Source organism: Staphylococcus sp. HGB0015, from assembly GCF_000411275.1.
GTDB classification, from domain to species: Bacteria; Bacillota; Bacilli; order Staphylococcales; family Staphylococcaceae; genus Staphylococcus; species Staphylococcus schleiferi.
Genome location: NZ_KE150418.1, coordinates 552,402 through 576,256, shown reverse-complemented (window position 1 = coordinate 576,256; position 23,855 = coordinate 552,402). Strand labels below are relative to the sequence as shown.

Below are 23,855 nucleotides of genomic sequence, written 5' to 3'. Positions count from 1 at the left end.
CTCTATACGATTACAACGTCCACTTAATTACTGTCTTGCCCCATGAAGTCGCTAAGTCTTTTTCGAATGCATCCACGACATCATTAATGGTCTTCACATCAAATTCATTACCTTTTAATAAAGATAACTTTTCAACTACATCTGGATTATTTTTATATAATTCCGCAATATCTTTAAAATCTTGTGCACCGCTTCTACTGCTTCCGAACATTGTTAAACCTTTCTCTAGCACTAGTCGCGTATTTACTTCTATGGAATACTCACTAACACCTAATAAACTGATTGTGCCCTCTGGAGAAATTAAATCAATGATTTGCTCAACTGCAGATTGACTCCCTTTGCCACCTACACACTCAAAAGCATGATCAAATGTTAAATCACTTGGTATTTCATCTATATGGTACACTTGGTCAACGAATGAAAAATGACTTAACTTATAATCAGTCTTACCGAAAACGTATAACTTAGCTTCGGGATAGAGCTTGTGAAGTAAAACAGCTGTTATATAACCTAAGTTGCCATCGCCCCATATACCAAAACTACTTTTGTAAGCATGTGATTTTCGTGAAAATCTCTGTATTGCGTGCCAACTTACACTGACGAGTTCTGAGTAAGCAATTGTACTTAAATCCTCAATACTTTTATCAATTTCCACGACTCGGTCATGATCCATAAATATATAATCTTGCATGAAACCATCAAAACCACTCGATCTAAATTTACTACTAGGTAAATAGTTTTCAGCAATTACTTCATCTTTTTCAATCGGCGTATTAGGAACCATGATGACTTTAGTTCCAATTTTATAGATGCCTTTACTGTCGTATACGACTTCACCTACACCTTCATGTATCAAAGACATTGGAAGTTTCTTCTTTAATACCTTTTCATTTCTGCTTCCTGTGTAATATCTTTGATCAGCTGCACAAATAGATAAATATAAAGGACGTACAACTACTTTGTCACTTTTAATGTTTTCATTATTATATGTCACTTCAAATTGTCTAGGCGCTACAAGTTGGTATACTTGGTTAATCATTTAGCATCCCACCTTTGATGATTGAATTTGCGACTTTAAGATCATAAGGTGTCGTAATTTTAATATTATAAAGTTCACCCATGACTAATTTAACTTTCTTATTGTTCACTACGAGTATCTTACACGCATCTGTTAATATTTTTTTATCTTCACTAGATAAATCGTTGTAGCTATTTTTCAATAAATTAATATTGAATGACTGTGGTGTTTGTCCTTGATACATTTCATTTCTAATAGGTATTGTATTGATTGAATCGCCATCATTTGACGTAATGATAGTATCTGTGGCAGGTATAACTGTATCCACTGCGCCATATTTAAGTACACCTTCTATATTTTCTTTAATAATTCGGTGTGTTAAAAATGGTCTTACAGCATCGTGTGTCACAATGACATCTTCATCTGTAATACTTTTTTCTGCTTCTATCGTCTTTATAATGTTCATAATCGTTTCATTACGATCTGAACCGCCTTCAATAACTTTGATTCTCTCATCATCAATATGATGTTTTTTAAGTATATCTTTAGTATGTGAAATCCATTTTTGTGGTGTTGCAATAAAAATCTCATCAAACATTGATGTTAATAGAAACTTTTCTACTGTATGAATAAGAATAGGTTTACCATCTAAATCTAAAAATTGTTTAGGCAAAGGAACATTTCCCATTCTTGACCCTATTCCACCAGCTAATATTCCTGCATAAATCATTTAAACATCTACTCCCTACCTTAAAATTTATTCAATGATTATCATAGTATTAGTAAAAGTATATTTATTATTAAAACGCTTTCATATAAAAACTATTAGAATTTTTAAAATCCTTATTTTAGACGCTATACACGCGTTTATAACACATTATACATTATTAAAAATATATTGCAAAATCATCTATAGGAATATCCATCATAAAAATCTAATATATTAATATATAACTAATAGACTTTTATAAAAAAATAATTTTTTTATATTAAAGCAACTCATTTTGACAATCTATACTTTAGTTAGCCAGCATTCAAAACGTAGATTTATACTTAAGATGATGGAGGGTTTCTTAAATTTTTTGATAATCTTAAAGTCTTTTTTTCAATATAAAAAAGCAGTGAAACGTTTGTTAGTCTCACTGCAAATCTCACTTTGGTAGCGTTAGAAGTATTTATGACGAAATAGGTGAGGGAACAGGGTTAGTCGAAGTCTACAAGATGGGCCTGTCTCCTCGAAAAGCGAAGTCATAATGAAGTTTTATAATAAAAAAGAAGCGCTAAGACGGTGATCTATTAAAAATCATCTTAGCACTTATTATTTTGAGTTTGGTCTTCAGCCCGACCTAATATAAATTAGTTAAAATAAAAAGTAACGTTGTGCCAACGGAAGTTCTGTGGCCGCTTCACTTGTAATTTTATTGCCATCTACAAAGACTTCGTACGTTTGTGGATCGACATCAATTCGTGGCATCGCGTTATTATTAATCATATCTTTTTTAGAAAGATTTCGTATGTTATGTACAGGTTTGACCTGTCGTTTTAAATCGAGCTGACTGCGAATATCATCGTGATATGCCGCTTGAGAAACAAAGGTGATTGCTGTATTTTGTATATTACTGCCATATTGACCATACATACGACGATATTTTACCGGTTCAGCTGTTGGAATGGATCCATTCGCATCTCCATTTGCGGCGACATGAATCATGCCGCCTTTAATGACCATTTCTGGTTTGACGCCGAAGAAACGCGGATCCCATATCACTAAATCAGCAAGCTTTCCTTCATCTACTGAACCCACATAATCAGAAATCCCATGTGTTATCGCAGGATTTATCGTATATTTGGCAATATAACGTTGGATTCGGCGGTTATCATTGTGTTCTCCATCGCCTTCAAGCGGGCCTCTTTGCTGCTTCATTCTGTGCGCCACTTGCCATGTGCGTATGATGACCTCGCCCACACGGCCCATTGCTTGGGAGTCGGAACTCACCATACTAAAAACGCCCATATCCTGTAAGACATCTTCTGCAGCAATGGTTTCTTTACGAATTCGAGAGTCAGCAAAAGCCACATCTTCAGGAATTGAAGCATTGAGATGATGTGTAATCCTTACCATGCCCAAGTGCTCATCAATCGTATTATGTGTGTACGGTAAGGTTGGATTTGTAGAAGACGGCAAAATATTCGGATAAGATGCTGACTTTATCAAATCAGGCGCATGTCCGCCTCCCGCACCTTCAGTATGATACATGTGGAGGACTTTATCACCGATAGCTTTCATCGTATCTTCCATGAATCCTGCTTCATTTAGTGTATCGGCATGTAACGCAATTTGAATATCATATTCGTCTGCAACTTCTAATGCATGTCGCAATGCAGACGGTGTGGCACCCCAGTCTTCATGAACTTTCAAGCCAATGACCCCAGCACGTATTTGTTCTTCTAGTGCTTCATGGTTTACCGCTTGGCCTTTCCCAGTAAAACCGATATTCAGTGGTAAACCTTCTGCTGCTTGAAGCATTCGATGGATATACCAAGCACCTGGTGAAACTGTTGTAGCATTGGTGCCTTCTGAAGTTCCTGTACCACCACCAATGTGCGTCGTAATGCCACTTTCTAATGCAACCTCTGCTTGTTCAGGGCTAATAAAGTGCACATGCGTATCAATTCCGCCTGTAGTTACAATGCGACCTTCTGCTGCGATGACATCTGTTGAAGCGCTAATAATGATATCAACGTCATCCATAATGTCTGGATTACCCGCTTTACCTAACTTCATAATACGACCATCTTTCACACCAATATCACATTTAATCACTTTGTTATAATCAATGACCACCGCATTGGAAATGACAAGATCTGCAACTTGTGGATGTGCTCTTGTAGCATTTGGATTTTGACCCATACCATCACGAATGGACTTGCCACCACCAAAAGTGACTTCATCACCATAATTGGCATAATCTTTTTCTACTTTCGCAAATAAATCTGTATCTGCAAGACGAATCGAATCTCCTACTGTCGGCCCATATAAACTGGTATATTGCGCATCTGTCATTTTAAAACTCATTTGTCTTCACTTCCCTCTTCGACATTTGGTGGTGTCACCTTTGATCTATCAATCGGGCCATCGACAAGACCATGAAAACCATAAATATGTTGACGTCCAGCGTAACGTACAAGGTAAATTGTCTTTTCATCTCCAGGTTCAAAACGCACAGCAGCCCCTGCAGGAATATCTAAATGTTTTCCGTAAGCATCGTCACGATCAAACGCGAGTGCGGGGTTCACTTCATAAAAGTGAAAATGTGAACCGACTTGAATAGGACGATCACCCGTATTTTTTACATTGAGTTTTGTCGTTTCTCTGCCTTTATTGATTGTAATTTCTGACTTTTTAACAATGATTTCACCAGGTTTCATGTTTATTCCTCCTATACAATGGGATGATGAATGGTTACCAACTTTGTGCCATCAGGAAATGTGGCTTCTATTTCAATGTCAGTCACCATTGCATCAACACCCTCCATGACATCATCTTTTGTTAAAATTTCTCTTCCATAACTCATTAATTCGGCGACAGACTTGCCATCTCTCGCCCCTTCTAAGATTTCATAACTAATTAAGGCAACTGCTTCAGGATGATTTAATTTTAGCCCTCGTTCTTTTCGTCTACGCGCTAAATCTGCTGCGACGACAATCATCAACTTGTCTTGCTCTCGTTGTGTAAAATACATGTCAGTCCACTCCTTAACAATGTAAAAATAAGTGATTACGCCTCTCATTATAGATTCTTCGAAAATCACTTTCAAACGATAATGCTATTTTATAAAAGCTTTCAACTATATTTTATTCTATAATACATTTCTTTCATTACTTTTAATATTATCGTAATATAGTGGTTATATACGCTGTTAAAGTGGTAAAGTTAAAGCATATTCTGAAACAATATCACGAGAGAGAAAGGCGTGAAAAAACATGCCAACATGGATACATACTTTTTTCAAAAACATCTCCCAAGTCGTGCTCTTAGAAAATACTTGGACAGGTCTCATTATTTTAATTGCGTTATGGATTGGCAATTGGAAAATTGGATTCGCCGCAATGGTCGGTAGCTTGCTCAGTTTATTAACCGCCCGTTTTTTTAATTATACCGAATCGGAAATCCAAGCAGGCCTGGCTGGTTTTAATCCTGTATTAATTGCTATTGATTTAACACTTTTTTTAGTATGGTCTTGGCAAAACGTGATGATTATTTTAATTTGTATTTTACTTGCAATGCCAATTGCTCAAGCAATTAAAAACTTCTTAAAGCCTTTACATTTGCCAGAGCTGACAACGCCATTTGTCGTTCTAACATGGCTCGTTTTATTAATGTCTCAACAGTTTAAGTTTATCCAAACGAATGTAGCGGTCTTACCATTAACCTCTCACATTCACATTGATTTAAATACACCTTTCCATCCAGTGTTTGCTTTTTTTAACAATGTCAGTCAAATTTTCCTTATTGAACATGTGTTAAGTGGGCTTTTAATTGTCATTGCTTGTTGGATTGCTTCTCGACGTGCTGGTCTCTATCTCCTCATAGCGAATTTATTAGGTTTACTTCTTGAGTTCTTTATGGGCGCAGATATCGGTAGTCTTAATGAAGGTCTGTTTGGCTTCAACTTAATGCTAACCGTCATTGCAGTTGGTGTTACATTCCGTTCAAAAAGCCATTTTCATCCCATACTTGTCTTTTTATTGGCAGTTATAATGACACCGATGATGTATGCAGCCACTGCAACATTCTTTGAACCTATCGGACTTCCTGCGTTAACATTCCCATTTATTTTAGTGACGTGGACACTGTTACTTGCTGGTCAAACACCTCCTCCAAATCGAATTAAAACCTCCTCATAAAAAAAGCGTCAATCGCCGCATCTAAGTTAAAAACTCAGCATGCTCGTATTGACGCTTTTAAAATCAAATACATTTCTCTAGTTATGTTAAATTAAACGCGATATCTATTCATTTTTCACTTCTTCAAAGTAAGCTTCATCTAAATGATTGATCACTAAATGTTCAATTTGCAGTGTCGTATGTGCCAAACCATATTTTTCTTTCAACAATGTTTCAAGCTTATTAATTGTTTGATACGCATCCACACTACTTCGACTATCCAAAACGACGTGAGCACTGAGTGAATAATGCTCTGTCGTAATTGACCATAAATGGAACTCATGGACGTCTAACACTTGATTAACAGATTTCATCGTTTCCATAATTTCATCGGTATCTAAATGTTCTGGTACAGATTCCATTAAAATCAACCAGGCATTATGCATGATTTTATACCCGCCACGCAAAATCACCAACGCAATCACCATACTCAAAATGGGGTCAATTAACTGAATACCTGTAAAGTAGATTAATACAACTGCAACAATGACACCGATTGAATTTAACAAGTCTCCCATAAAATGCCACAGCGCACTTTGGATATTAATATTATTTTCGCTCTTCAATGACCGCACTAAAATGATGGTTAGTACTATATTTACAATTAAGCCAATTGTAGCAATGACAAGCATTAAACCACTTTCTACAGGCTTTGGAAAAATAATACGGACAATCGCTTCATAAAAAATCCATGCCGAAATCACTGCCAATGCCAAACCATTTAAAAAAGCAGCGAGAATTTCGAAACGCAAATACCCAAATGTATATCGTGCAGTAGGTTTTCGACTCGCAAAATAGACAGCAAGCATCGATAAAGCAAGTGCAAAGACATCGCTTAACATATGGAACGAATCTGATAATAACGCTAGCGAGTTGGAAATAATCCCTCCAGAAAATTCAACAACTGTAAAAAAGAGCGTAATAATGAGTGACAACCACAAAGTCATTTTGGAATGCGTCTGTTTTTTTCTATGCTCCACGTGATGAAAATAGTTTCCTCTTGACATCATATCCCTCCTTGATAATTTTTCTCATTGCCCATAAACGACACGAGGTGAATACGGTCTCACCGCATTCACCTCAATTTTTTCGACTAAGCTTTGAAATTGTCATTCATTATTTCTTCATCTTGCTGATATTGTTGGTATGACAAGTATGCCACACCTGCTAGCACTGCTACTGCAATACCGCCAAAAATGTATGCAGACAATTTATAACATTGTTTCATAATATAAGCCTCCAGTTCATTCTATTCTAACATACCACTGTGCCAACAACTACAAACATGCTTTAGAAATATATTCTTTAAAAAACATCTATTTTTAAAACAACAAATATTTCAAGGTACTTAATTAAAAAAATTTGACAATTATTTGAACTTAATGTATTATTTATATATCCTTTTTGAAAACCCTTTCAAAAAGAAAAATTATAAGGAGGCGTTTATATGTCGGTTTATTTAGCGCAATTACTTGAGTGGTTACCTCGCATACTGATCAATATCTTTATTTAACTTTGGCTAACTTTTACAAACAATATTCAAATGAGGTGGGAAAAAATGAAACAAAAACATGTCTACAGCATTCGTAAATTTAAAATCGGGGCATCATCAGCTGTTATTGCTTCTTTCTTTTTCATCGGGCTATTACAAACGCCTGTTTCAGCTGAATCTACATACGGGGGTCAAGAACCAAGTGACGCTTCTCATCAGGCACATACCCAATTAGAAAAACAACAGCAAGCTTCTGATGAAGAATCACAAAAATCTTTAAAAGATACAGAAACACAATCAAATAACGATGTATCTCAAGCACAAAGTGAACGAAGTACAACCGAGAAATATAACGCTCAAACGCAAACCGACGAAAACGCAACGGCTCAAAACAATCAAAAAGAACATGCATCTAACCATGACACGACAGCACCTGCACCATTGACGCATGCTACACAAACTGAAAATCATGTCAAAACACCTCAAGTGTCTCAACAACCTTTGAATTCTCCTGTCAAAGCACCTACTCAAAAAGCATCAAATGAAAATACACCTTCAACGACACCATCAGATGAAAAACAAACAGAAAGCAAGCAGACCGTTCAACCTACATCATCTGCAACTTACGCTGTAAAAGATGAGAAAACGGCCGCGCCTCAAACACTCAAATCAAATGAATGGACGAAACCCCATGTCGGACAGCCTGTCAAAACGGATTTAACTTCTACAAAAGAACAAGAGAAAGCGACAACTCAAACGCAAAGTCGTCAACGTCAAGCTGAAAAGTTAAATGAACAACCCAGTCAAAAAGCGAAACAAAACTATTATAAAAACCAAGAACCAATTGTTTTAGTTCATGGCTTTAACGGCTTTGTGGATGATAAAAATCCTACTGTCCTCTCACATTATTGGGGTGGAGAAAAGCTCAATATTCGTCAATATTTAGAAGAAAATGGCTACAACACTTATGAAGCAAGTGTCAGCGCATTTGGTAGTAACTATGACCGCGCTGTAGAACTGTATTACTACATAAAAGGTGGTCGTGTTGATTACGGTGCAGCGCATGCAGCAAAATATGGACATGCCCGTTACGGTAATACGTATGAAGGTATTTATAAAGATTGGGAACCTGGCAAAAAGATCCATCTTGTAGGTCATAGTATGGGTGGTCAAACGATTCGTGTGTTAGAAGAATTACTCCGTAACGGTAGTCAAGAAGAAATTGAATACCATAAAAAACATGGTGGCACAATCTCGCCTTTATTTGAAGGTGGACACGATAACATGGTTGCTTCAATTACGACTTTAGGTACGCCTCATAACGGAACACACGCAGCGGACTCACTCGGTAATGAGCCTATCGTAAGACAATTTGTATTTGATTTCGCAGCTGCATTAGCTAAAAATGATGCGCGTGTCGACTTTGGTCTTAACCAATGGGGACTTAAACGTAAACCTGGCGAAACAGATAAAGCCTATACTGAACGCATCAAAAATAATAATAAACTGTGGAAAACAAAAGATACTGGTTTTTATGATTTAACACGTGAAGGTGCAAGTGAAATCAATAAACATACTTCACTCAATCCAAATATAGTTTATAAAACTTATACAGGAGAAGCGACACACGCAACGCTATCAGGTAAACAAAAAGCAAATCGCGATCTATTTTTAACATTTGCTTTAACGGCTAACGTTATCGGTAAAGCTCCTGAAAAAGATTGGCGTGTCAATGATGGTCTTGTCTCTGTTGTTTCTTCTCAACATCCATATAACCAAGCATGGACAAACGCTACAGACCAAATCCAAAAAGGCATTTGGCAAGTGACACCAGTCCTTGAAGGTTGGGATCATGTCGACTTTGTCGGTCAAGATACGAACGATACGAATCATACACAAGAACAACTTCAAAATTTCTGGCTTAAACTTGCAGATGATTTAGTTAAAACAGAAGAAGTTGTAAAATAACAAGGAGGCGATGCATAGTGAGTGGAACACCGTTAGAGTTATTACTTTCTTTATTTAAAGTATTAAGAAACGTCTTTAAATTCTAATCTCAAAATGAAGCGCTAGGGTTTTTACGGTTGGTGTGACTACACATCGACCGTTTTTTTGTGTGAGATACGCTTGAATCATCTGAGCTCTATATTATCATGCGGACATAAGAAACCAATATCTTATAAAAGTGCAAAAACATTGAAATGACTAGGACCACACATGCGCTCCTTTTTAAGCACTGCATAACCCTAGTCATCTTTTTAATGAAACCGTGAAATTTATTTGATAATATCAATTAATTCTTTTTTAGCTGCAGCTCTTGCAGGAATCCAACCAAACACAATACCAATTAATGTGGATACTCCTACCGCAAGTACGATGGAACCGAAGCTGACTGCACTTTGTATATATTCCGGTGTAACGGCATCGACTAACTCTGCAATCAATATTCCAATGATTAAACCAATGATACCGCCAATCAGACATAGAATGACACTTTCAATTAAAAATTGTAATTCTATATCACGGCCTTTTGCACCAAATGCACGTCGAATTGCAATCTCCTCTGTCCGTTCTGTTACAGAGATGTACATCACATTCATCACGCCAATACCTGCTATAAATAGTGAAATCCCTGCGACAGCAGCAACAAAGTAAGTGATTGAATCAAATATTTTGCCAATCCCTTTCATTAATTCTTCAGTATCTGAGTATACATATTGACCTTGATCAATAGCTGCACCCTTTTTGTTCAGTTGATCAGCCACGCGTGTTGCAATTTCTTTTTTATTCGCATCTTCTCCAACTTTTAACACAAGTTGCGGAAACGCAGATTTTAGATGAGGTAAATAAGTTTCAACTGTCTTTGTAGGGATTTGAACAGCATCTGAGAGCTGTGCTTTATCCTTCACACCTACGACTTCAAATCCCATATCATCTATATAAATGGTTTTGCCTTTCACGTTACCTTTAAAAAGTGTGTCAGCTACTTCTGAAGAGATGACAGCAACACGTTGTTTTAAAGCATTATCACCTTTTGTAAAGCCTTTTCCATCAGAAACACCTGACACCGATTCACTTTTAACGACTGCAATATCTGTTTTCTTATTAACCGTTTTAGCTTCAGATATTAAACCTGAGCTTTCATCTTCTTTAATACTAGCATCTTGAACACCTTTCACTTGGCGCGCAATATCAATTTCCGTTTCAGTAAAAGGAGCGTCTTTAATCGGTTCAAAGTCGTCAGGCGTAAAGCTCACTAATGCTGTATCTTTTGCAGCCCCCGCATCACTAAACTGCTCGTTTGCTGTCTTTTTAAAACCATTCCCTAAAGACATAATGGTAATAACAGCAGCTATACCTATAATAATCCCAATCATAGTAAAAATATTACGGCGCTTGTTTTTCATAATTGACTTCAATGCAACGTGTATAATATTACCGAAATAGGTCATCGTTTCAACACCTCTTCTTTTTGAACACGACCATCGAGAATATGAATCACACGGTCCGCTTGTTCAGCTACTTTAGGATCATGCGTCACCACAATCATTGTGGTCCCTTGTTCTTTATTGAGTTGTAAAAACAATGCCATAATGTCTTTTGAAGTTTTTGAATCAAGCGCTCCCGTTGGCTCGTCAGCAATGATAAACTTCGGTTGATTTACTATGGCTCTCGCAATCGCAACACGTTGTTGTTGTCCGCCTGAAAGCTTGTTGGGCACCAAGTTTTCTTTCTCGAATAAACCAACTCGATGCAACATCTCAATTACACGGTCATTACGTTCAGAAGCACGAAGACCTGCGTAAAGCAACGGAATACTAACATTTTCTAGTATCGTATTGTTTTGAATCAACTTAAAATTTTGAAAGACAAATCCAACAGTTCGATTTCGAATAGCAGCCAACTCATTATCAGAACGTTTTTGATAATTTTCGCCATCAAATAAGTATTCTCCTTCATAACCGCGATCAATAAAACCAAGTATATTAATCAAGGTACTTTTACCTGAACCAGAAGGCCCCATGATAGCGACAAATTCGCCTTCATTAATTTTTAAATCGATATCTTTTAAAATATGATTATGCGTATTCCCATTTTTGAAGTGACGATTGATCTTTTTAAGCTCAATCATTTGGCCACCTCTACTTTCTCCCCATCTTTAATTTTTGAGTCTGGATTTTGTATTAAATGTTCACCCTTTTCAATACCTTGCGTCACAATGAAATCACCATTTTTTTCGTCATACTTAATTTTTGTACGATGTGCAATATTATTTTTATCCACTTTATATACATGGTTATCTTTAGTTAAAACAGATTTAGGTATTTTAAGCGTATCTAAAGGAATATTTGCTTCAACGGAGAATCCTGTTTTAACTTTAAAATCAAGGTCCCCAATGATGATTTTATATTTTGAAGTTTCTTTATCATTTTGACCTGATGGATGTGCATCGACTGGATTATTAGTCGTTAATGTTTGCGCATCTCCATGTGCATTTTCATCTAGACTTCCAGCTGTCGCTTCACTTTGTTGTCCTTTATCTTGATCATAACTTGTTGGAAGTTGTGCGATGCTTTTAATTTTACCTTTACCTTTTTGACCAGAACTTGTGACTTCAATATTAACCATGTCGCCAACTTTAATTTTATCCAAATCAAATTCAGAAACTGTCGTTTGAATAATTGGCTCTTTCGAAATCAGTTTAAGGATAGGCTCGCCTTCACCCACTTGTTGTCGATTGATTAATGAAATTGTGCCATCAAATGTCGCATTGATACTATTATTTACTTGACCGTCATATCGATTAAGTTGCTTCCAAGCCGTATTAATCGCTTGTTGATCACCACTTTGTTGTGCTTTTAAAAGTTGATCATTCAATTTTTGACGTTGTGCCCCATCAATATCATAGTTAATCAGCGGTGTGCCTTGAGATACACTTTGACCGTCTTCAACTTGTGTACTTAGAAATGTTCCGAGTTGCGCATTGTTTAAGTATGTTTTAATTGTTTCTGGAGAGACTTTCCCAGAAATACGAATTGGTTTTTCGCTTTTTACTGTATATGTATTGTATCCTTCGCCATCATTGCCTCCACCGATATGACTAAAGTTTTTAACGAGAAAAGCAATTCCTGTCAAAAAGATAATGCCAATGATTGACAATGCGATTAATGTCCTCTTCTTCAAAATTAAAAATCCTCCTTAATGTTATAATTTGTATTTTTCTGTATTATAACATTAAAAAGGACTCCATATTTTATGTATTCAAAATATTTAATAATTGTTTTATAATTCAGCAGCCAAGCTCAAAATCGTATCTTCTAAGAAAGCCGAGCCTAATGCTAGCAAGACAATGAGTACAATTGTTAATAAGCCTAAAATTAAGGAAGCACGTAATGATAAGCGGCTCGTCGCATAATAGACGATAAATGTCACATACCCTTTAAATATCGTCTGCACATCAAAAGCAGCGAGGTAGGTGTTACCTGGAAGAAAGATATTCAAACTTGTAATAATGTAAGCTGGTGCAGGTAAATGTAATGCAAGTTGAATCACAATAACAACCAATGAAACAGTTGTCACAATAAGCGAATGGCTTAGAGAGGCTGATAATATCGTCTTAGGTGTCACATCTGAATTTAGAAATTTCGAAATCATCATAAAAACAACAAATGTAAATAGAAAGCTAATCACGCCACCCATCAGACTGCTTGAAACATCGGTTAGCCAATGAATTTGATGAATTTCTTCTATATCTTGTTTAGAATAGCCAAAGCCTTCTAACAACTCGGTATTATCTGTGTCATATTTTAATATTAAAGAATAAATAACAGTAATCAAAATAAGTAAAAACGACTTGACTTTCCACGTTGGATAATCCCGTAAGTTTTCAAAATGTTAGAATAAAGGGAGCTTCGTTTTGACCAACTTTAAATCCTCCTCTAAAAAGTTAATATTATATTATCACATTGCAAGGTAAAATATACTATTAAAAGTTAAAAATTCTAAAATATGCCATAACATATGAGAAAACTACAATATAAAGTATAAAATTATAAATTTTAATGATACAATCTAATATAAATATAATTTAGGGAGGCAATTCATGAATTACTCAAAACTATTACATATTGAATCTTTTGTTAAAGAGAGGCATCAACCTAAAGTTCTGGTTAAAATTCTGGTTTTTACTATTCTCGCTTGTTTAATGAGTTTATTAACCACCTTACTCATAGACTTTAATGATGTGCTCATCAATCAGGTGGGGCTTTCGCCGACTGAAGCTGAGCAAGCGTTGTCAATAACGAGAGTGGCAAGTGTGATTGGGACTTTTATTGTCTCTTGGTTTTTATTAGCGATATTCTTCTTAATCACTTGGGTAATAACAAAGATTTTTAAATCAAACGTCTCAGCTAAAGTTGTTTTTGCATCATTATTACGTTACTCGATTATTATGGCTTCTGTAAGTTGTGTTGTTCTTTTCATCCAGTGGCTTTTCCATATCGATCCAAGCATCGTTAGTATTGATTCGTTAAACATCTTCGCACCTAAAAATAAATGGTTAGGCGCTATCAGCCTAAGAAATATAATTACAGCTTGGTTCTTTGGTATTATGCTCCACTCTTCTTTTCGTATCAGTCAAAAATGGTCATGGATAGGGGCACTTGCTGTATTCATTGTGTTGTTCGTCTTCTCTGGCCTTGCTTAATTGAAAAATGTAAAAGAGAACAGGACGAGCCGAAGACTATAAGCTGAGGCTGTCCCCTCAAAAAGTGACGTCATACAATACGAACTTTTATCATAAAAAGGAAGCGCTCAGACGATTTACTGTTGAAAGTCATCTGGGCGCTTTTTATTTAGGAATTGATGCCACAGCCTGTCACCTATATTAACAAACGGTTGTGCATTAAGCTGCTGAATCGACAATATTATTCATTGTACGTCTGACACTTTGCGCATACATAGCGCCAAATTTGACTAAATGCACCATCAATAAATAAAGTTCATAAAATTGGATACGTAAATTCGCACCCTCACTTAATGGATAAGCTTCATTATAGGCATGATAAAAAGCATCATCAAAGCCTCCGAAAACTTTTGTAGCACCTAAATCAAACTCTCGATCCCCGTATAATGGTGCAGGATCAAATAACGCTGGACGACCATCTGTTAAAAACATATAATTACCAGCCCATAAATCGCCATGCAAGAGTGAAGGTTCACTATCATGTTGCTTTAAAGACGTGATCATAATCTTCCGGACCTCTTCAAATAAAGCATCATCACTTTCCGTCCATAATCCACGATTCCGAATCGTTTTCGCTAAAGGATTCATACGTTGGTTAATAAATAGTTCTGACCATGTCTTTGTCCATTCGTTATTAAATTGAACATCCCCACCTTCAAAAGGCAAAGGATACCCAAATCTTCCTTGTGGCTCGTGGGTATGGTGTAGTTTTGCGACAAGTTGTCCTAATTCGTGTTGACTGCCACTTTGCCCTTCTTCCAAATAGCTTAATAACAAGTAGGCATCTTGGTCAATTCGACCTTGATCAATGACGACAGGTGCCGTCACCCCCGCTTCCTCAAAAGCTTTTAAACCTGCCACTTCTGCATCATAAAATGAGGCCGCTCTATTTTGTTGCACTAACAAAAAATATGTTTCATTGCTTGTTTCTACACGATAAGCTTGATTGACATCGCCACCACTCACAGCGGTAATATTTTGAATATCTTGAAGTGGCAATTCACGATACCATTGTTCCAACATAAAACCTCAATCCTTTCTAAATGAGCACTTTTTCATTTAAACAATCACAACGTAACGACTTCGCTATTCGCAACATTTGTGCACGTTAATGGCCTTGAAACTATTGCCAAATTATCATGGTGCCTTACCAGATTGAAAATACGATTATAGGTTACGACGCACATCTGGCTTAAATATTTTTCATTTTATTAATTTCCCTGATGAGCCCCCTGTTAAAACAAAATATTTTAATGTCCGTATATGCTTCGTTATACTAAATAATATGAAATTATGCACAAAGGAGTTGCAATACTATGGAAGATCGACGTCAATTGTTGCTAGATACATTTAATTACAGATTTGCGACAAAACGTTTTGATGCAAGCAAAAAAATATCAGAAGCAGATTTTAATACCATTCTTGAAACAGGTCGATTATCGCCAAGTTCGCTTGGTTTTGAACCTTGGCAATTTGTCGTTATTCAAGATCCAGCCATTCGTGCTGCACTTAAGCCTATGAGTTGGGGTGCACAAGGCCAATTAGATACAGCGAGTCATTTTGTTGTTATTTTAGCACGTAAAAATGTCCGTCCAGAAAACAATTACGTTCAACATTTATTACGTGATGTCAAACACATGGATGAAACGATGATCCAACAAATGAGTGAAAAAACGACTTCATTCCAAGATAAAAACTTAAATCTTTATGAAAGTGAGCGTGCATTGTGGGATTGGGCAAGTAAACAAACGTATATTGCACTCGGCAACATGATGACGTCTGCTGCATTCCTAGGTATTGATTCATGTCCAATTGAAGGTTTTCAATATGATGAAGTGGCTGAATTATTAAGCGAAAAAGGCATCATTGATGATGAAAACTTTGCGCCATCTGTAATGGTCGCATTTGGTTATCGAGAAGAAGACCCAAAACGTGAAAAAACACGTCAAACCCAATCAGAAGTTGTAAAATGGGTTTAGGTTGAAAACATATTATCTATGTTACACAATGAAGATTCGAGGAGACTTCAAGACATAAAATCTTTGTTAACCTTGTCTTCATGAACACGCTTGTATTGGGACAGAAGATTCTAGTCTAATGCTGTCCCCTTAGTAAGCAAAATTTTATTATAAAAAAAGAAGCGCTAAGATGATTTTCTATTCAAATTCATCTTAGCGCTATTTATTTTGGGATTGATGTCACAGCCTCCTCATTTTTGTTTATGGACAGTCATGTAGCACTAAAATAGCCTCATATTTTTCTGAATATTATGATAAAATTAAAACTGTCACAAATAAAGGGGGTATGTGGTTATGCGTAATTTCGTGACACTTTTAATTATCGTCGTTTTTATTCTCACAGCATGTAGCCGTGATCACCATGAGCAGTCGAAAAGTAAGACATTTCCAAATCGTACAATTGAAATTATTGCACCCGCTTCACCAGGAGGCGGTTGGGATGCAACTGCCCGTGCCATACAGAAAATCATGCAAGATCAAAATTTAACTGATCAAAATATCACTGTCATTAACAAGCCTGGCGGTGGTGGTGAAGTAGGATGGCAATATCTAACAGAACGCCCTGCTTCTTCCATTGCTATCAACTCCAGCTTATTACTGTCTAACCATGAATTAGGATTAAGTGATTTAAGTCAACGCGACTTTACACCTATCGCTATTTTGGCGACAGAATGGATTAGTCTATCCGCTTCTAATCATTCTCATCTCAAATCAGGAAAAGAAGTCATGGAAAAATTAAAAAAGAATCCGAAATCGTTAACAATTGGTGTTGCACCTGGATTAGGAAATAATGACCACCTCGCATTTGTACAGGCTGCAAAAGCTTACGGTGTCGATGTAAAAAAGTTAGATTTCCTTGTTTATAAAAGTGGCGGTGATTTAGAAACAGCGCTTTTAGGGGGACATGTTGATGTTGCTTCCACTGCAGTCTCTGAAGTAAAAACACAACACCAAGCCGGAAAACTCAAAGTCCTTGCTACTACATCAGATAAACGAATACAAGGATTAGAAGATGTGCCAACCTGGAAAGAACAAGGTTTAAATATTGTTTTTCCACACTGGCGTGGTGTCATGGGACCTAAAAATATGTCCAAAACAGAACGTGCCTATTGGAATAAGACTATGAAAAAAGTCGTTCAATCTGACCAGTGGAAAAAAATACGACAAAACAAAGATTGGGATGCATTTTATAAAGACAGTTATGAAACAGAAGCCTTTTTAAATGCACAACAGAAAAAATATCAGCAACTGATTCAAGATGCTGGATTTTAAACAAAGGGGGTTTAAAATATGGCAAAATTCATTCCACCTCTCGTCTGTCTTATGATAGGCATTATCTATTTGATACTTTAGCTTCATCTCCCTATTTCTAGAATTGGAGATCCACAAAGCCCAAAATATTTTCCAGTTTTGATTTCAATTTTACTCATTAGTTCAAGTATCATCTATTTCTTTCAAATGTATAGTGACAAAGCAGTTTCTTTTGAAGCATTCAAACAACTTTGGACGCCCTTAGTCATAAAAAGAATCGGTTTAACTTGTTTATTTATTTTGATTTATACACTTATTTTTGAACGTGTGGGCTTTTTAATTTCAACCATACTCTTTTTAGCTGCAGTCATGTTCCTAATCAACGGATTTAAGCATTGGCTAAAAAATTTAGTAGTCGCAATTGTCTTTTCTGGGGTGGCATGGTATACCTTCTCACACCTGTTAGACGTCAGCTTACCATAAAGGAGGGTTTTCAATGGGAATAGATTTAAATAGTTTTTGGGAAGGATTAACAACCGCCTTCCAACCTATGAACTTATTATGGATTGTTGTTGGTGGATTCTTAGGTACTGTTGTCGGTATGTTACCCGGACTTGGCCCAGCCACTGCAGTTGCCGTTCTTATTCCAGTCACGTTTGGGATGAATCCTGTGAGTGCACTTATTTTGATGATTTCAATCTATTATGGCGCGATGTACGGTGGTTCGAGAAGTTCGATATTACTCAACACACCGGGCGACGGATCAGCAATTGCTGCTACATTCGATGGCTATCCTATGACACAAAATCACCAAGCCGGTAAAGCTTTAACAATTTCAGCTGTGGCTTCTTTAATTGGCGGTTTGACTTCTGTCATTGGTTTTATACTACTTGCAAAGCCTTTATCTAACTTTGCACTCAATTTTGGTCCAAGAGAGTATTTTGTGCTCTTTTTATTTACCTTATCTATGATTGTAACGCTATCACTTGGCAAAATGGTAAAAGGCTTCATCGCAATGTCTATCGGCTTAATGATGAGCACAATCGGTGTTGATTTACAAACAAGTGTGTATCGCTTCACATTTGATATCACACATTTAAGTGAAGGTGTTGATTTTCTTGTTATCATTATCGGTGTTTATGCAGTTGCAGAAGTCTTCTATAATTACATGCACTTAGATACGTTAGAACCGCCTAAAGCTGACCTCGGTTCAATGAAATTGACTAAAGAAGATTGGAAGCGCACGCGTTGGACGATGTTACGTCAAAGCCCTATTGGATTTCTCATTGGTGTATTACCCGGGGCAGGTGGATCTGTCGCATCCCTATTAAGTTACGCCACTGAAAAACAAATTTCTAAAAACAGTAAAAAATTCGGTAAAGGCGCTATCGAAGGTGTCGCTGCGCCTGAAGCTTCAAACAATGCTGCTTCTGTTGGCTCACTTATTCCATTACTAACGATGGGTGTGCCTGGTTCAGGTACGACAGCTGTCATCCTGGGGGCTGTTGTTATGTTAGGTTTGCAACCTGGACCTCTATTATTTGAAAAACAGCCTGAAATGATTTGGACATTAGTTAATAGTATGTTTATCGGTAACATCTTTTTAGTGATTTTGAATATCGCACTTATCGGTTTATTGTTGAAAATTTTAAAGACACCTCCAAAAACTTTGTATCCTATCATCTTGGTTCTCGCCTTTTTAGGCACTTATACGTTAAGTTACAGCGTCATTGATTTTTACATCCTTTTGATTTTTGGCGTCGTCGGTTTATTGTTGAAATTGCTCGATTTTCCAATTTCTCCATTAATTTTAGCTGCTATCATCGGTTCAGATATGGAACAAAATTTCCGCAAAAGTTTAATCACGAGTCAAAATCATTTAAGCGACATTTTCTTTGGCTCTCCGATTGCGATTGTATTAACACTTATGACGCTCCTTTCACTATGTTATCCATTCATGATGAAATTCATTAAATCGAAGCGAAGCAACACTTAACGAAAAAGATGTCCATACCTAAAAGAACAGCACCAACTATACATTGCTAGTGCTGTTCTTTTAATTCAACTATTTTTGTGTTTAAGAGATTGCTTTTACAAATTGCTTGTTCGCTGTTAAATATGCACCCGTAGTTGTTTTTAACCGCGGTGTTTGATTTGCAGTATAAATGATTTGTTCGATTGTTAAAGTATCGCCAGGCTTTAAACTATCGATCGGCTCTTTTTTAAATGATCTTGAATCATATAAATAACATGCTTTAATAATTTCAACAGTTTTAGGGACCTCAGTATAATACTGCTCATCAATTTTATTGAGTTGTTCTACAAATTTTTGATTAGCCGTAATCAACTCCCCTTCTACAGTTTGAAGTCGAGGTGTATCATTTGATGAAGCCACAATCTTGCTAATATAAAATGCTGTTCCGGGTTCGACATCACTAATTGGCTTTTTAAAATCTTTATCTTCATACCGCTTAATTTTTTTAATTGTCACAACGCGCTTAGGATTCTCTTTAAAATAGCTATTTGAACTGCTAGAAGCACCTTTTTTATTCTGAAATTCTACTTTAAAATTTTGACGCTTCATGACCCTGTCTTGTTGATGTGTTGGATAGGAAGCATTTACAAGCGTCTCTTCATATCCATTAAATTTAATCTTAAGGTTAATATTGTAGCTAGCCATACTTGCTAAATCTTTTGTCTTTATTGCTATTACATCATTATCCAATTGAAAATTTAATGATTTTGCATGAGCTGCATTATTAATTTCTACGGCTAAAACGTCTTTAATTTCAACTTTTTCTCCACGCAACAAATGAATCCATTCATAATCTTCCCCATTGATTCTTCGAGTTCCCAAATAGACTGGATAACATTCGATCGGTAAATTTTTAAAGTGATGCTGATTGACATATAACGCTTGGTAGACCTGTCCATTTTCTATAAATAACGATTGACTTGATTGGTGTACGAGCGTTTCTAACAATTGCTCAAAAATCTCTTTATCGTACGTTTTATATGCATCGTAAAGCATACGGTAAACATCCATCGTCAACAATTGCGGAATAGTGAACCCTTTTTGTTCAATTATCGATACCGCTTCATCAAATATTTGATAATAATCTTTTCGAGATAATGATTTTACGAATGTCTTTGTATGAAACATTCGGCGCATAAAATCCAATTCTACGAAACGCGCGCATATTGCTTTTAAAGCTGCTTTAGGGATATCTAAATTTACGACTTCTTTTAATATTTCCAAATTGATTACAGCTTTCTCATACACAGATGTTTGTTTCACTAATGATACGTTCTCTTGATAGCGATTTGTATGGTATACCCCTACAGGCGTCATTGTTGCGGTTTGCGCCTTACTGATTAATTCAGAGAAAAATAATTTATCTTCTCCATATTTTCTATGTTTAAATTCAATATTATGGTCTATAACGAGTGATTTCTTAAAAACCTTACCTGGAGGACCCACTGAACGAAAAATCTTTTCTATACTATAAGGTACTAAGTGTTGATCTTCTTTATATGAAGCAAATAAAGCAACTTTTTGAACTTTGTTGTTTGTGTGCTTATATATTTGTCCAAATCCAATATCATCATGATTTTCATCTAAACTTTTTACTAATGAAGGAAAACCTTTGTCATCTAACCAATCATCCGCATCCAAAATAGCAATGTATTTTCCGTTTGCTGCTTTGATGCCTATATTTCTTGGTTCTGACGGTCCTCCCGAATTCGTGTCTAACTCAATTAAATGTATAAAGTGGTAACGCTCAACATACTTTTTAATTAATTCCACTGAATTATCAGTAGAACAATCATCTACAACAATAACTTCCATTTCATCTTTTTTAAAATCCAAACGAACAAGAGAGTCTAAACATTTCTCAATAAATTCTGCCTTGTTATATACAGATATAACAATTGAAACTAATTCCCCCATAAATATATCCCCCTCATATAATACTTAAAAGATGTTATTATGCAGTAAACCCTTATTCTTAATTCATTAAACATGTATGAATTTGTCATTATATCATAAAACACGAAATTTTCTTTTAAATATCTAAAGTTCTATATTTTTTGAAAATTGTTTCTAACTATTATTGTCTTTGCTATTTTATATTACATTTTAATGTTATAATACCAAATGTTAAATTGAATTCTGAAAGGATGATTCTTATGAACGCGCTATCGATAATAGTGCCTTTTTACAACTCAGAAGAATATATCTCGGATTGCATCAGTTATCTTAAACGTCAACGCAATCAAAATTTTGATTTAATTCTCGTTAATGATGGTGCAACAGACAATAGTGAATCATTATTAAACAATGCTTTAGAAGACTATGATAAAGAAGTAAAATATATTAAATTAGAAAAAAATCATGGGCATGCATATGCGCGTAATATAGGAATCAATGCAGTTGAAACACCTTATTTTATGTTTGTAGATGCCGACGATAAACTTGCTACATATGCAGTTAATTTTTATTTAAAACATCTGAAAAGTTATGATGGTTTAATTGCACCTGTCCATGAGTTTACATTAAATATGCCACAATATGTCAATCAAGATCGTGTTCAAATTAAATACTTAGATACAAAGCAAAACCCTAATTCTTTCTTAAGAAAAAATACGGTTTGTAATATTATTTTTAAAACAGCTATTGTTAAAGGACATAACATCCAATTTAATGATGCACTACAAGTCTATGCAGACTGGTCTTTTATTCTTGAATACATCCAATATGCCGAGCATTTCGTCCGAATTACAGACTTCCCATTCTATTTCAAAGGCGAAGTCTATGACCCATTTGAAACGAATACTTTATCTGAGCAGGATTTTGACTTTCTCTTTGAGGATTACGCAAAAAGCTTTGTCGATGCACTAAGTCGTATCAAAAACAAAGATACACGTGCTTTTATTAAGCAACGGATGCTCAACAAACTTCATAATGAGTTCTCACCTAATTTACAAGAAACATCTGAGCGCTACAATGCGCATCAAGATACATTGGCGCAAGTGGCACGTCATTTAAATGGTGCTATTTTATCTGAGAAAAAGATACTGTTCTTTTTCGAAATGTTAGCATTAGCGTTTAAAAAGCCACAAACAGCTGCAAAAATTAACCGACTACGTTTTATTACGCGTCATATGAAGCGTATTGTATTACGGCAAAAAAACAAAGAACGCTCTGAATACTTTTTGACTGATAAAGTTGAAAATGTAGATGAGAAAACAGTTGTTTTTGAATCATTTGGCGGAAAAAACTACAGTGATAGTCCTAAATATATTTATGAATATATGCGTGATCACTATCCAGAACTTAATTATAAGTGGGTATTCAGTGACCCAGAAGTCAATCAAGTCCCTGGAAATGCACAAAAAGTTAAGAAAAATTCAAAAGCATACTATCAAGCTTATTCAGATGCTAAGTTTTGGGTATCTAATGCACGGGTGCCACTCTTTTTAAATAAAAAACCAAACCAAGTCTATATCCAAACTTGGCACGGAACACCACTTAAACGACTTGCGAATGATATGAAAGTGGTCCGAATGCCTGGTACAACGACAGCACTGTATAAACGGAATTTCCATAAGGAAGCATCACGTTGGGATTATTTAGTTTCACCTAACCGCTACTCTTCGGAAATATTCCGTACCGCTTTTTGGATGCCACCTGAAAAAATATTAGAAATCGGCTACCCACGTAATGATATTTTAGTGAATCGCGCTGACGATGTAGCGCTACAAAAAGAAATTAAAGAAGAATTAAACATTCCAGAAGGTAAAAAAATCATCATGTATGCCCCAACATGGCGTGATGATGAGTATATTAAAAAAGGTAAGTACACTTTTGAACTCAAAATTGATTTACCGCGTTTACAAAGAGAACTCGGCGACGATTATGTTATCTTATTGCGTATGCATTATTTAATCGCCAATGCACTGGATTTAAATGGCTATGAAGACTTTGCTATTGATGTATCAAACTACAACGACATTTCAAGACTTTACTTAATTAGTGATTGTTTAATTACTGATTATTCATCCGTAATGTTTGACTATGGTATCTTGAAACGCCCACAATTTTTCTTTGCTTATGACATTGAAAAGTATGATAAAAATCTCCGTGGTTTTTATATTGATTACCATAAAGACTTGCCTGGTCCTATCCATACTGAACCTGGCGATTTAATCGAAGGTCTTAAAAATATTGATCATGTTGCACAAACGTATGATAAGCAAATCAATGCTTTTTATAACCGCTTCTGTGCGATCGAAAATGGACGTGCTGCTCAATATATTGGTGATATGATTTACGAAACCATTCAACAGACACACAAACAGTAAACGAAAGCCCTTGTTCAC

The 23,855-nt window shown here is 35.9% G+C and carries 21 protein-coding genes; 8 read left to right on the top strand and 13 right to left on the bottom strand.

All coding sequences use genetic code 11. The annotated features are described in order from the left end of the window. Positions 1-10: 10 nt before the first annotated feature. The 5 genes from HMPREF1208_RS09150 to HMPREF1208_RS09130 all read right to left on the bottom strand — a co-directional run bounded on the left by HMPREF1208_RS09150 (position 11) and on the right by HMPREF1208_RS09130 (position 4,761). Positions 11-1,039: a ribitol-5-phosphate dehydrogenase gene (locus tag HMPREF1208_RS09150; RefSeq protein ID WP_016426096.1), complete on the bottom strand. Its 1,029-nt coding sequence runs from the start codon at positions 1,037-1,039 to the stop codon at positions 11-13. Further along, complete coding sequence (locus tag HMPREF1208_RS09145; RefSeq protein WP_016426095.1) at positions 1,032-1,748, bottom strand: D-ribitol-5-phosphate cytidylyltransferase; 717 nt, start codon at positions 1,746-1,748, stop codon at positions 1,032-1,034. The genes HMPREF1208_RS09150 and HMPREF1208_RS09145 overlap by 8 nt, the downstream gene beginning before the upstream one ends. A 630-nt stretch (positions 1,749-2,378) precedes the next feature. After that, positions 2,379-4,094: an urease subunit alpha gene (ureC, locus tag HMPREF1208_RS09140; RefSeq protein WP_016426094.1), complete on the bottom strand. Its 1,716-nt coding sequence runs from the start codon at positions 4,092-4,094 to the stop codon at positions 2,379-2,381. Then, positions 4,091-4,447, bottom strand: a complete 357-nt coding sequence (ureB, locus tag HMPREF1208_RS09135; RefSeq protein WP_016426093.1) for an urease subunit beta — start codon at positions 4,445-4,447, stop codon at positions 4,091-4,093. Before ureB ends, ureC begins: the two co-directional genes overlap by 4 nt. A gap of 11 nt (positions 4,448-4,458) precedes the next feature. Beyond that, positions 4,459-4,761, bottom strand: coding sequence for an urease subunit gamma (locus tag HMPREF1208_RS09130; protein WP_016426092.1), 303 nt, complete (start codon positions 4,759-4,761; stop codon positions 4,459-4,461). A 241-nt stretch (positions 4,762-5,002) separates the two neighbouring features. Between HMPREF1208_RS09130 and yut the strand changes: the two genes are divergently transcribed. Further along, positions 5,003-5,926 carry an urea transporter gene (gene yut, locus HMPREF1208_RS09125; RefSeq protein WP_016426091.1) on the top strand — a complete coding sequence of 308 codons (924 nt, stop codon included), beginning with the start codon at positions 5,003-5,005 and terminating at the stop codon, positions 5,924-5,926. 104 nt (positions 5,927-6,030) lie between these two features. Here the strand turns inward: yut and HMPREF1208_RS09120 are convergent, their stop codons facing one another. Beyond that, on the bottom strand, positions 6,031-6,972 hold the full coding sequence (locus tag HMPREF1208_RS09120) for a cation diffusion facilitator family transporter (protein ID WP_016426090.1): 942 nt from the start codon (positions 6,970-6,972) through the stop codon (positions 6,031-6,033). Positions 6,973-7,058: 86 nt separating this feature from the next. Further along, on the bottom strand, positions 7,059-7,193 hold the full coding sequence (locus HMPREF1208_RS12535; RefSeq protein ID WP_016426089.1) for a hypothetical protein: 135 nt from the start codon (positions 7,191-7,193) through the stop codon (positions 7,059-7,061). Positions 7,194-7,523: 330 nt separating this feature from the next. Between HMPREF1208_RS12535 and lip the strand changes: the two genes are divergently transcribed. Continuing rightward, positions 7,524-9,425 carry a YSIRK-targeted triacylglycerol lipase gene (gene lip, locus HMPREF1208_RS09115; protein WP_016426088.1) on the top strand — a complete coding sequence of 634 codons (1,902 nt, stop codon included), beginning with the start codon at positions 7,524-7,526 and terminating at the stop codon, positions 9,423-9,425. Positions 9,426-9,733: 308 nt separating this feature from the next. Here the strand turns inward: lip and HMPREF1208_RS09110 are convergent, their stop codons facing one another. The 4 genes from HMPREF1208_RS09110 to HMPREF1208_RS09095 all read right to left on the bottom strand — a co-directional run bounded on the left by HMPREF1208_RS09110 (position 9,734) and on the right by HMPREF1208_RS09095 (position 13,295). Continuing rightward, positions 9,734-10,909, bottom strand: a complete 1,176-nt coding sequence (locus HMPREF1208_RS09110) for an ABC transporter permease (RefSeq protein ID WP_016426087.1) — start codon at positions 10,907-10,909, stop codon at positions 9,734-9,736. Continuing rightward, entirely contained in the window at positions 10,906-11,589 is a 684-nt protein-coding gene (locus HMPREF1208_RS09105) for an ABC transporter ATP-binding protein (RefSeq protein WP_016426086.1), read from the bottom strand. Before HMPREF1208_RS09105 ends, HMPREF1208_RS09110 begins: the two co-directional genes overlap by 4 nt. After that, positions 11,586-12,641, bottom strand: a complete 1,056-nt coding sequence (locus HMPREF1208_RS09100; RefSeq protein WP_016426085.1) for an efflux RND transporter periplasmic adaptor subunit — start codon at positions 12,639-12,641, stop codon at positions 11,586-11,588. Before HMPREF1208_RS09100 ends, HMPREF1208_RS09105 begins: the two co-directional genes overlap by 4 nt. A 99-nt stretch (positions 12,642-12,740) precedes the next feature. Then, positions 12,741-13,295, bottom strand: coding sequence for a hypothetical protein (locus HMPREF1208_RS09095; RefSeq protein WP_016426084.1), 555 nt, complete (start codon positions 13,293-13,295; stop codon positions 12,741-12,743). A gap of 265 nt (positions 13,296-13,560) precedes the next feature. Here HMPREF1208_RS09095 and HMPREF1208_RS09090 point away from each other — a divergent pair, with 265 nt between their 5' ends. Further along, positions 13,561-14,163, top strand: a complete 603-nt coding sequence (locus HMPREF1208_RS09090) for a hypothetical protein (RefSeq protein ID WP_016426083.1) — start codon at positions 13,561-13,563, stop codon at positions 14,161-14,163. A gap of 198 nt (positions 14,164-14,361) precedes the next feature. On the opposite strand, the gene HMPREF1208_RS09085 is transcribed toward HMPREF1208_RS09090, so the two are convergent. Further along, positions 14,362-15,225, bottom strand: coding sequence for a fructosamine kinase family protein (locus tag HMPREF1208_RS09085; RefSeq protein ID WP_016426082.1), 864 nt, complete (start codon positions 15,223-15,225; stop codon positions 14,362-14,364). A gap of 293 nt (positions 15,226-15,518) precedes the next feature. Here HMPREF1208_RS09085 and HMPREF1208_RS09080 point away from each other — a divergent pair, with 293 nt between their 5' ends. The 4 genes from HMPREF1208_RS09080 (at position 15,519) to HMPREF1208_RS09065 (ending at position 19,467) form a co-directional block, all read left to right on the top strand. Next, a complete protein-coding gene (locus HMPREF1208_RS09080; protein WP_016426081.1) occupies positions 15,519-16,181 on the top strand; it encodes an NAD(P)H-dependent oxidoreductase in 663 nt (220 codons plus the stop codon). Between the two features lie 333 nt (positions 16,182-16,514). After that, positions 16,515-17,492: a tripartite tricarboxylate transporter substrate binding protein gene (locus HMPREF1208_RS09075; RefSeq protein WP_016426080.1), complete on the top strand. Its 978-nt coding sequence runs from the start codon at positions 16,515-16,517 to the stop codon at positions 17,490-17,492. A gap of 93 nt (positions 17,493-17,585) precedes the next feature. Next, positions 17,586-17,954 carry a tripartite tricarboxylate transporter TctB family protein gene (locus HMPREF1208_RS09070; protein WP_316251766.1) on the top strand — a complete coding sequence of 123 codons (369 nt, stop codon included), beginning with the start codon at positions 17,586-17,588 and terminating at the stop codon, positions 17,952-17,954. A 13-nt stretch (positions 17,955-17,967) separates the two neighbouring features. Continuing rightward, positions 17,968-19,467, top strand: coding sequence for a tripartite tricarboxylate transporter permease (locus tag HMPREF1208_RS09065; protein WP_016426079.1), 1,500 nt, complete (start codon positions 17,968-17,970; stop codon positions 19,465-19,467). A gap of 81 nt (positions 19,468-19,548) precedes the next feature. On the opposite strand, the gene HMPREF1208_RS09060 is transcribed toward HMPREF1208_RS09065, so the two are convergent. After that, positions 19,549-21,423: a glycosyltransferase family 2 protein gene (locus tag HMPREF1208_RS09060; RefSeq protein WP_016426078.1), complete on the bottom strand. Its 1,875-nt coding sequence runs from the start codon at positions 21,421-21,423 to the stop codon at positions 19,549-19,551. Between the two features lie 239 nt (positions 21,424-21,662). Here HMPREF1208_RS09060 and HMPREF1208_RS11915 point away from each other — a divergent pair, with 239 nt between their 5' ends. Beyond that, positions 21,663-23,837, top strand: coding sequence for a bifunctional glycosyltransferase/CDP-glycerol:glycerophosphate glycerophosphotransferase (locus tag HMPREF1208_RS11915; protein ID WP_016426077.1), 2,175 nt, complete (start codon positions 21,663-21,665; stop codon positions 23,835-23,837). Positions 23,838-23,855 lie beyond the last annotated feature (18 nt).

Coding starts and splice junctions, on each gene's coding strand:
- HMPREF1208_RS09150 (WP_016426096.1), bottom strand. CDS start 1,039: ATGATTAACCAAGTATACCAACTTGTAGCGCCTAGACAATTTGAAGTG.
- HMPREF1208_RS09145 (WP_016426095.1), bottom strand. CDS start 1,748: ATGATTTATGCAGGAATATTAGCTGGTGGAATAGGGTCAAGAATGGGA.
- ureC (WP_016426094.1), bottom strand. CDS start 4,094: ATGAGTTTTAAAATGACAGATGCGCAATATACCAGTTTATATGGGCCG.
- ureB (WP_016426093.1), bottom strand. CDS start 4,447: ATGAAACCTGGTGAAATCATTGTTAAAAAGTCAGAAATTACAATCAAT.
- HMPREF1208_RS09130 (WP_016426092.1), bottom strand. CDS start 4,761: ATGTATTTTACACAACGAGAGCAAGACAAGTTGATGATTGTCGTCGCA.
- yut (WP_016426091.1), top strand. CDS start 5,003: ATGCCAACATGGATACATACTTTTTTCAAAAACATCTCCCAAGTCGTG.
- HMPREF1208_RS09120 (WP_016426090.1), bottom strand. CDS start 6,972: ATGTCAAGAGGAAACTATTTTCATCACGTGGAGCATAGAAAAAAACAG.
- HMPREF1208_RS12535 (WP_016426089.1), bottom strand. CDS start 7,193: ATGAAACAATGTTATAAATTGTCTGCATACATTTTTGGCGGTATTGCA.
- lip (WP_016426088.1), top strand. CDS start 7,524: ATGAAACAAAAACATGTCTACAGCATTCGTAAATTTAAAATCGGGGCA.
- HMPREF1208_RS09110 (WP_016426087.1), bottom strand. CDS start 10,909: ATGACCTATTTCGGTAATATTATACACGTTGCATTGAAGTCAATTATG.
- HMPREF1208_RS09105 (WP_016426086.1), bottom strand. CDS start 11,589: ATGATTGAGCTTAAAAAGATCAATCGTCACTTCAAAAATGGGAATACG.
- HMPREF1208_RS09090 (WP_016426083.1), top strand. CDS start 13,561: ATGAATTACTCAAAACTATTACATATTGAATCTTTTGTTAAAGAGAGG.
- HMPREF1208_RS09085 (WP_016426082.1), bottom strand. CDS start 15,225: ATGTTGGAACAATGGTATCGTGAATTGCCACTTCAAGATATTCAAAAT.
- HMPREF1208_RS09080 (WP_016426081.1), top strand. CDS start 15,519: ATGGAAGATCGACGTCAATTGTTGCTAGATACATTTAATTACAGATTT.
- HMPREF1208_RS09075 (WP_016426080.1), top strand. CDS start 16,515: ATGCGTAATTTCGTGACACTTTTAATTATCGTCGTTTTTATTCTCACA.
- HMPREF1208_RS09065 (WP_016426079.1), top strand. CDS start 17,968: ATGGGAATAGATTTAAATAGTTTTTGGGAAGGATTAACAACCGCCTTC.
- HMPREF1208_RS09060 (WP_016426078.1), bottom strand. CDS start 21,423: ATGGGGGAATTAGTTTCAATTGTTATATCTGTATATAACAAGGCAGAA.
- HMPREF1208_RS11915 (WP_016426077.1), top strand. CDS start 21,663: ATGAACGCGCTATCGATAATAGTGCCTTTTTACAACTCAGAAGAATAT.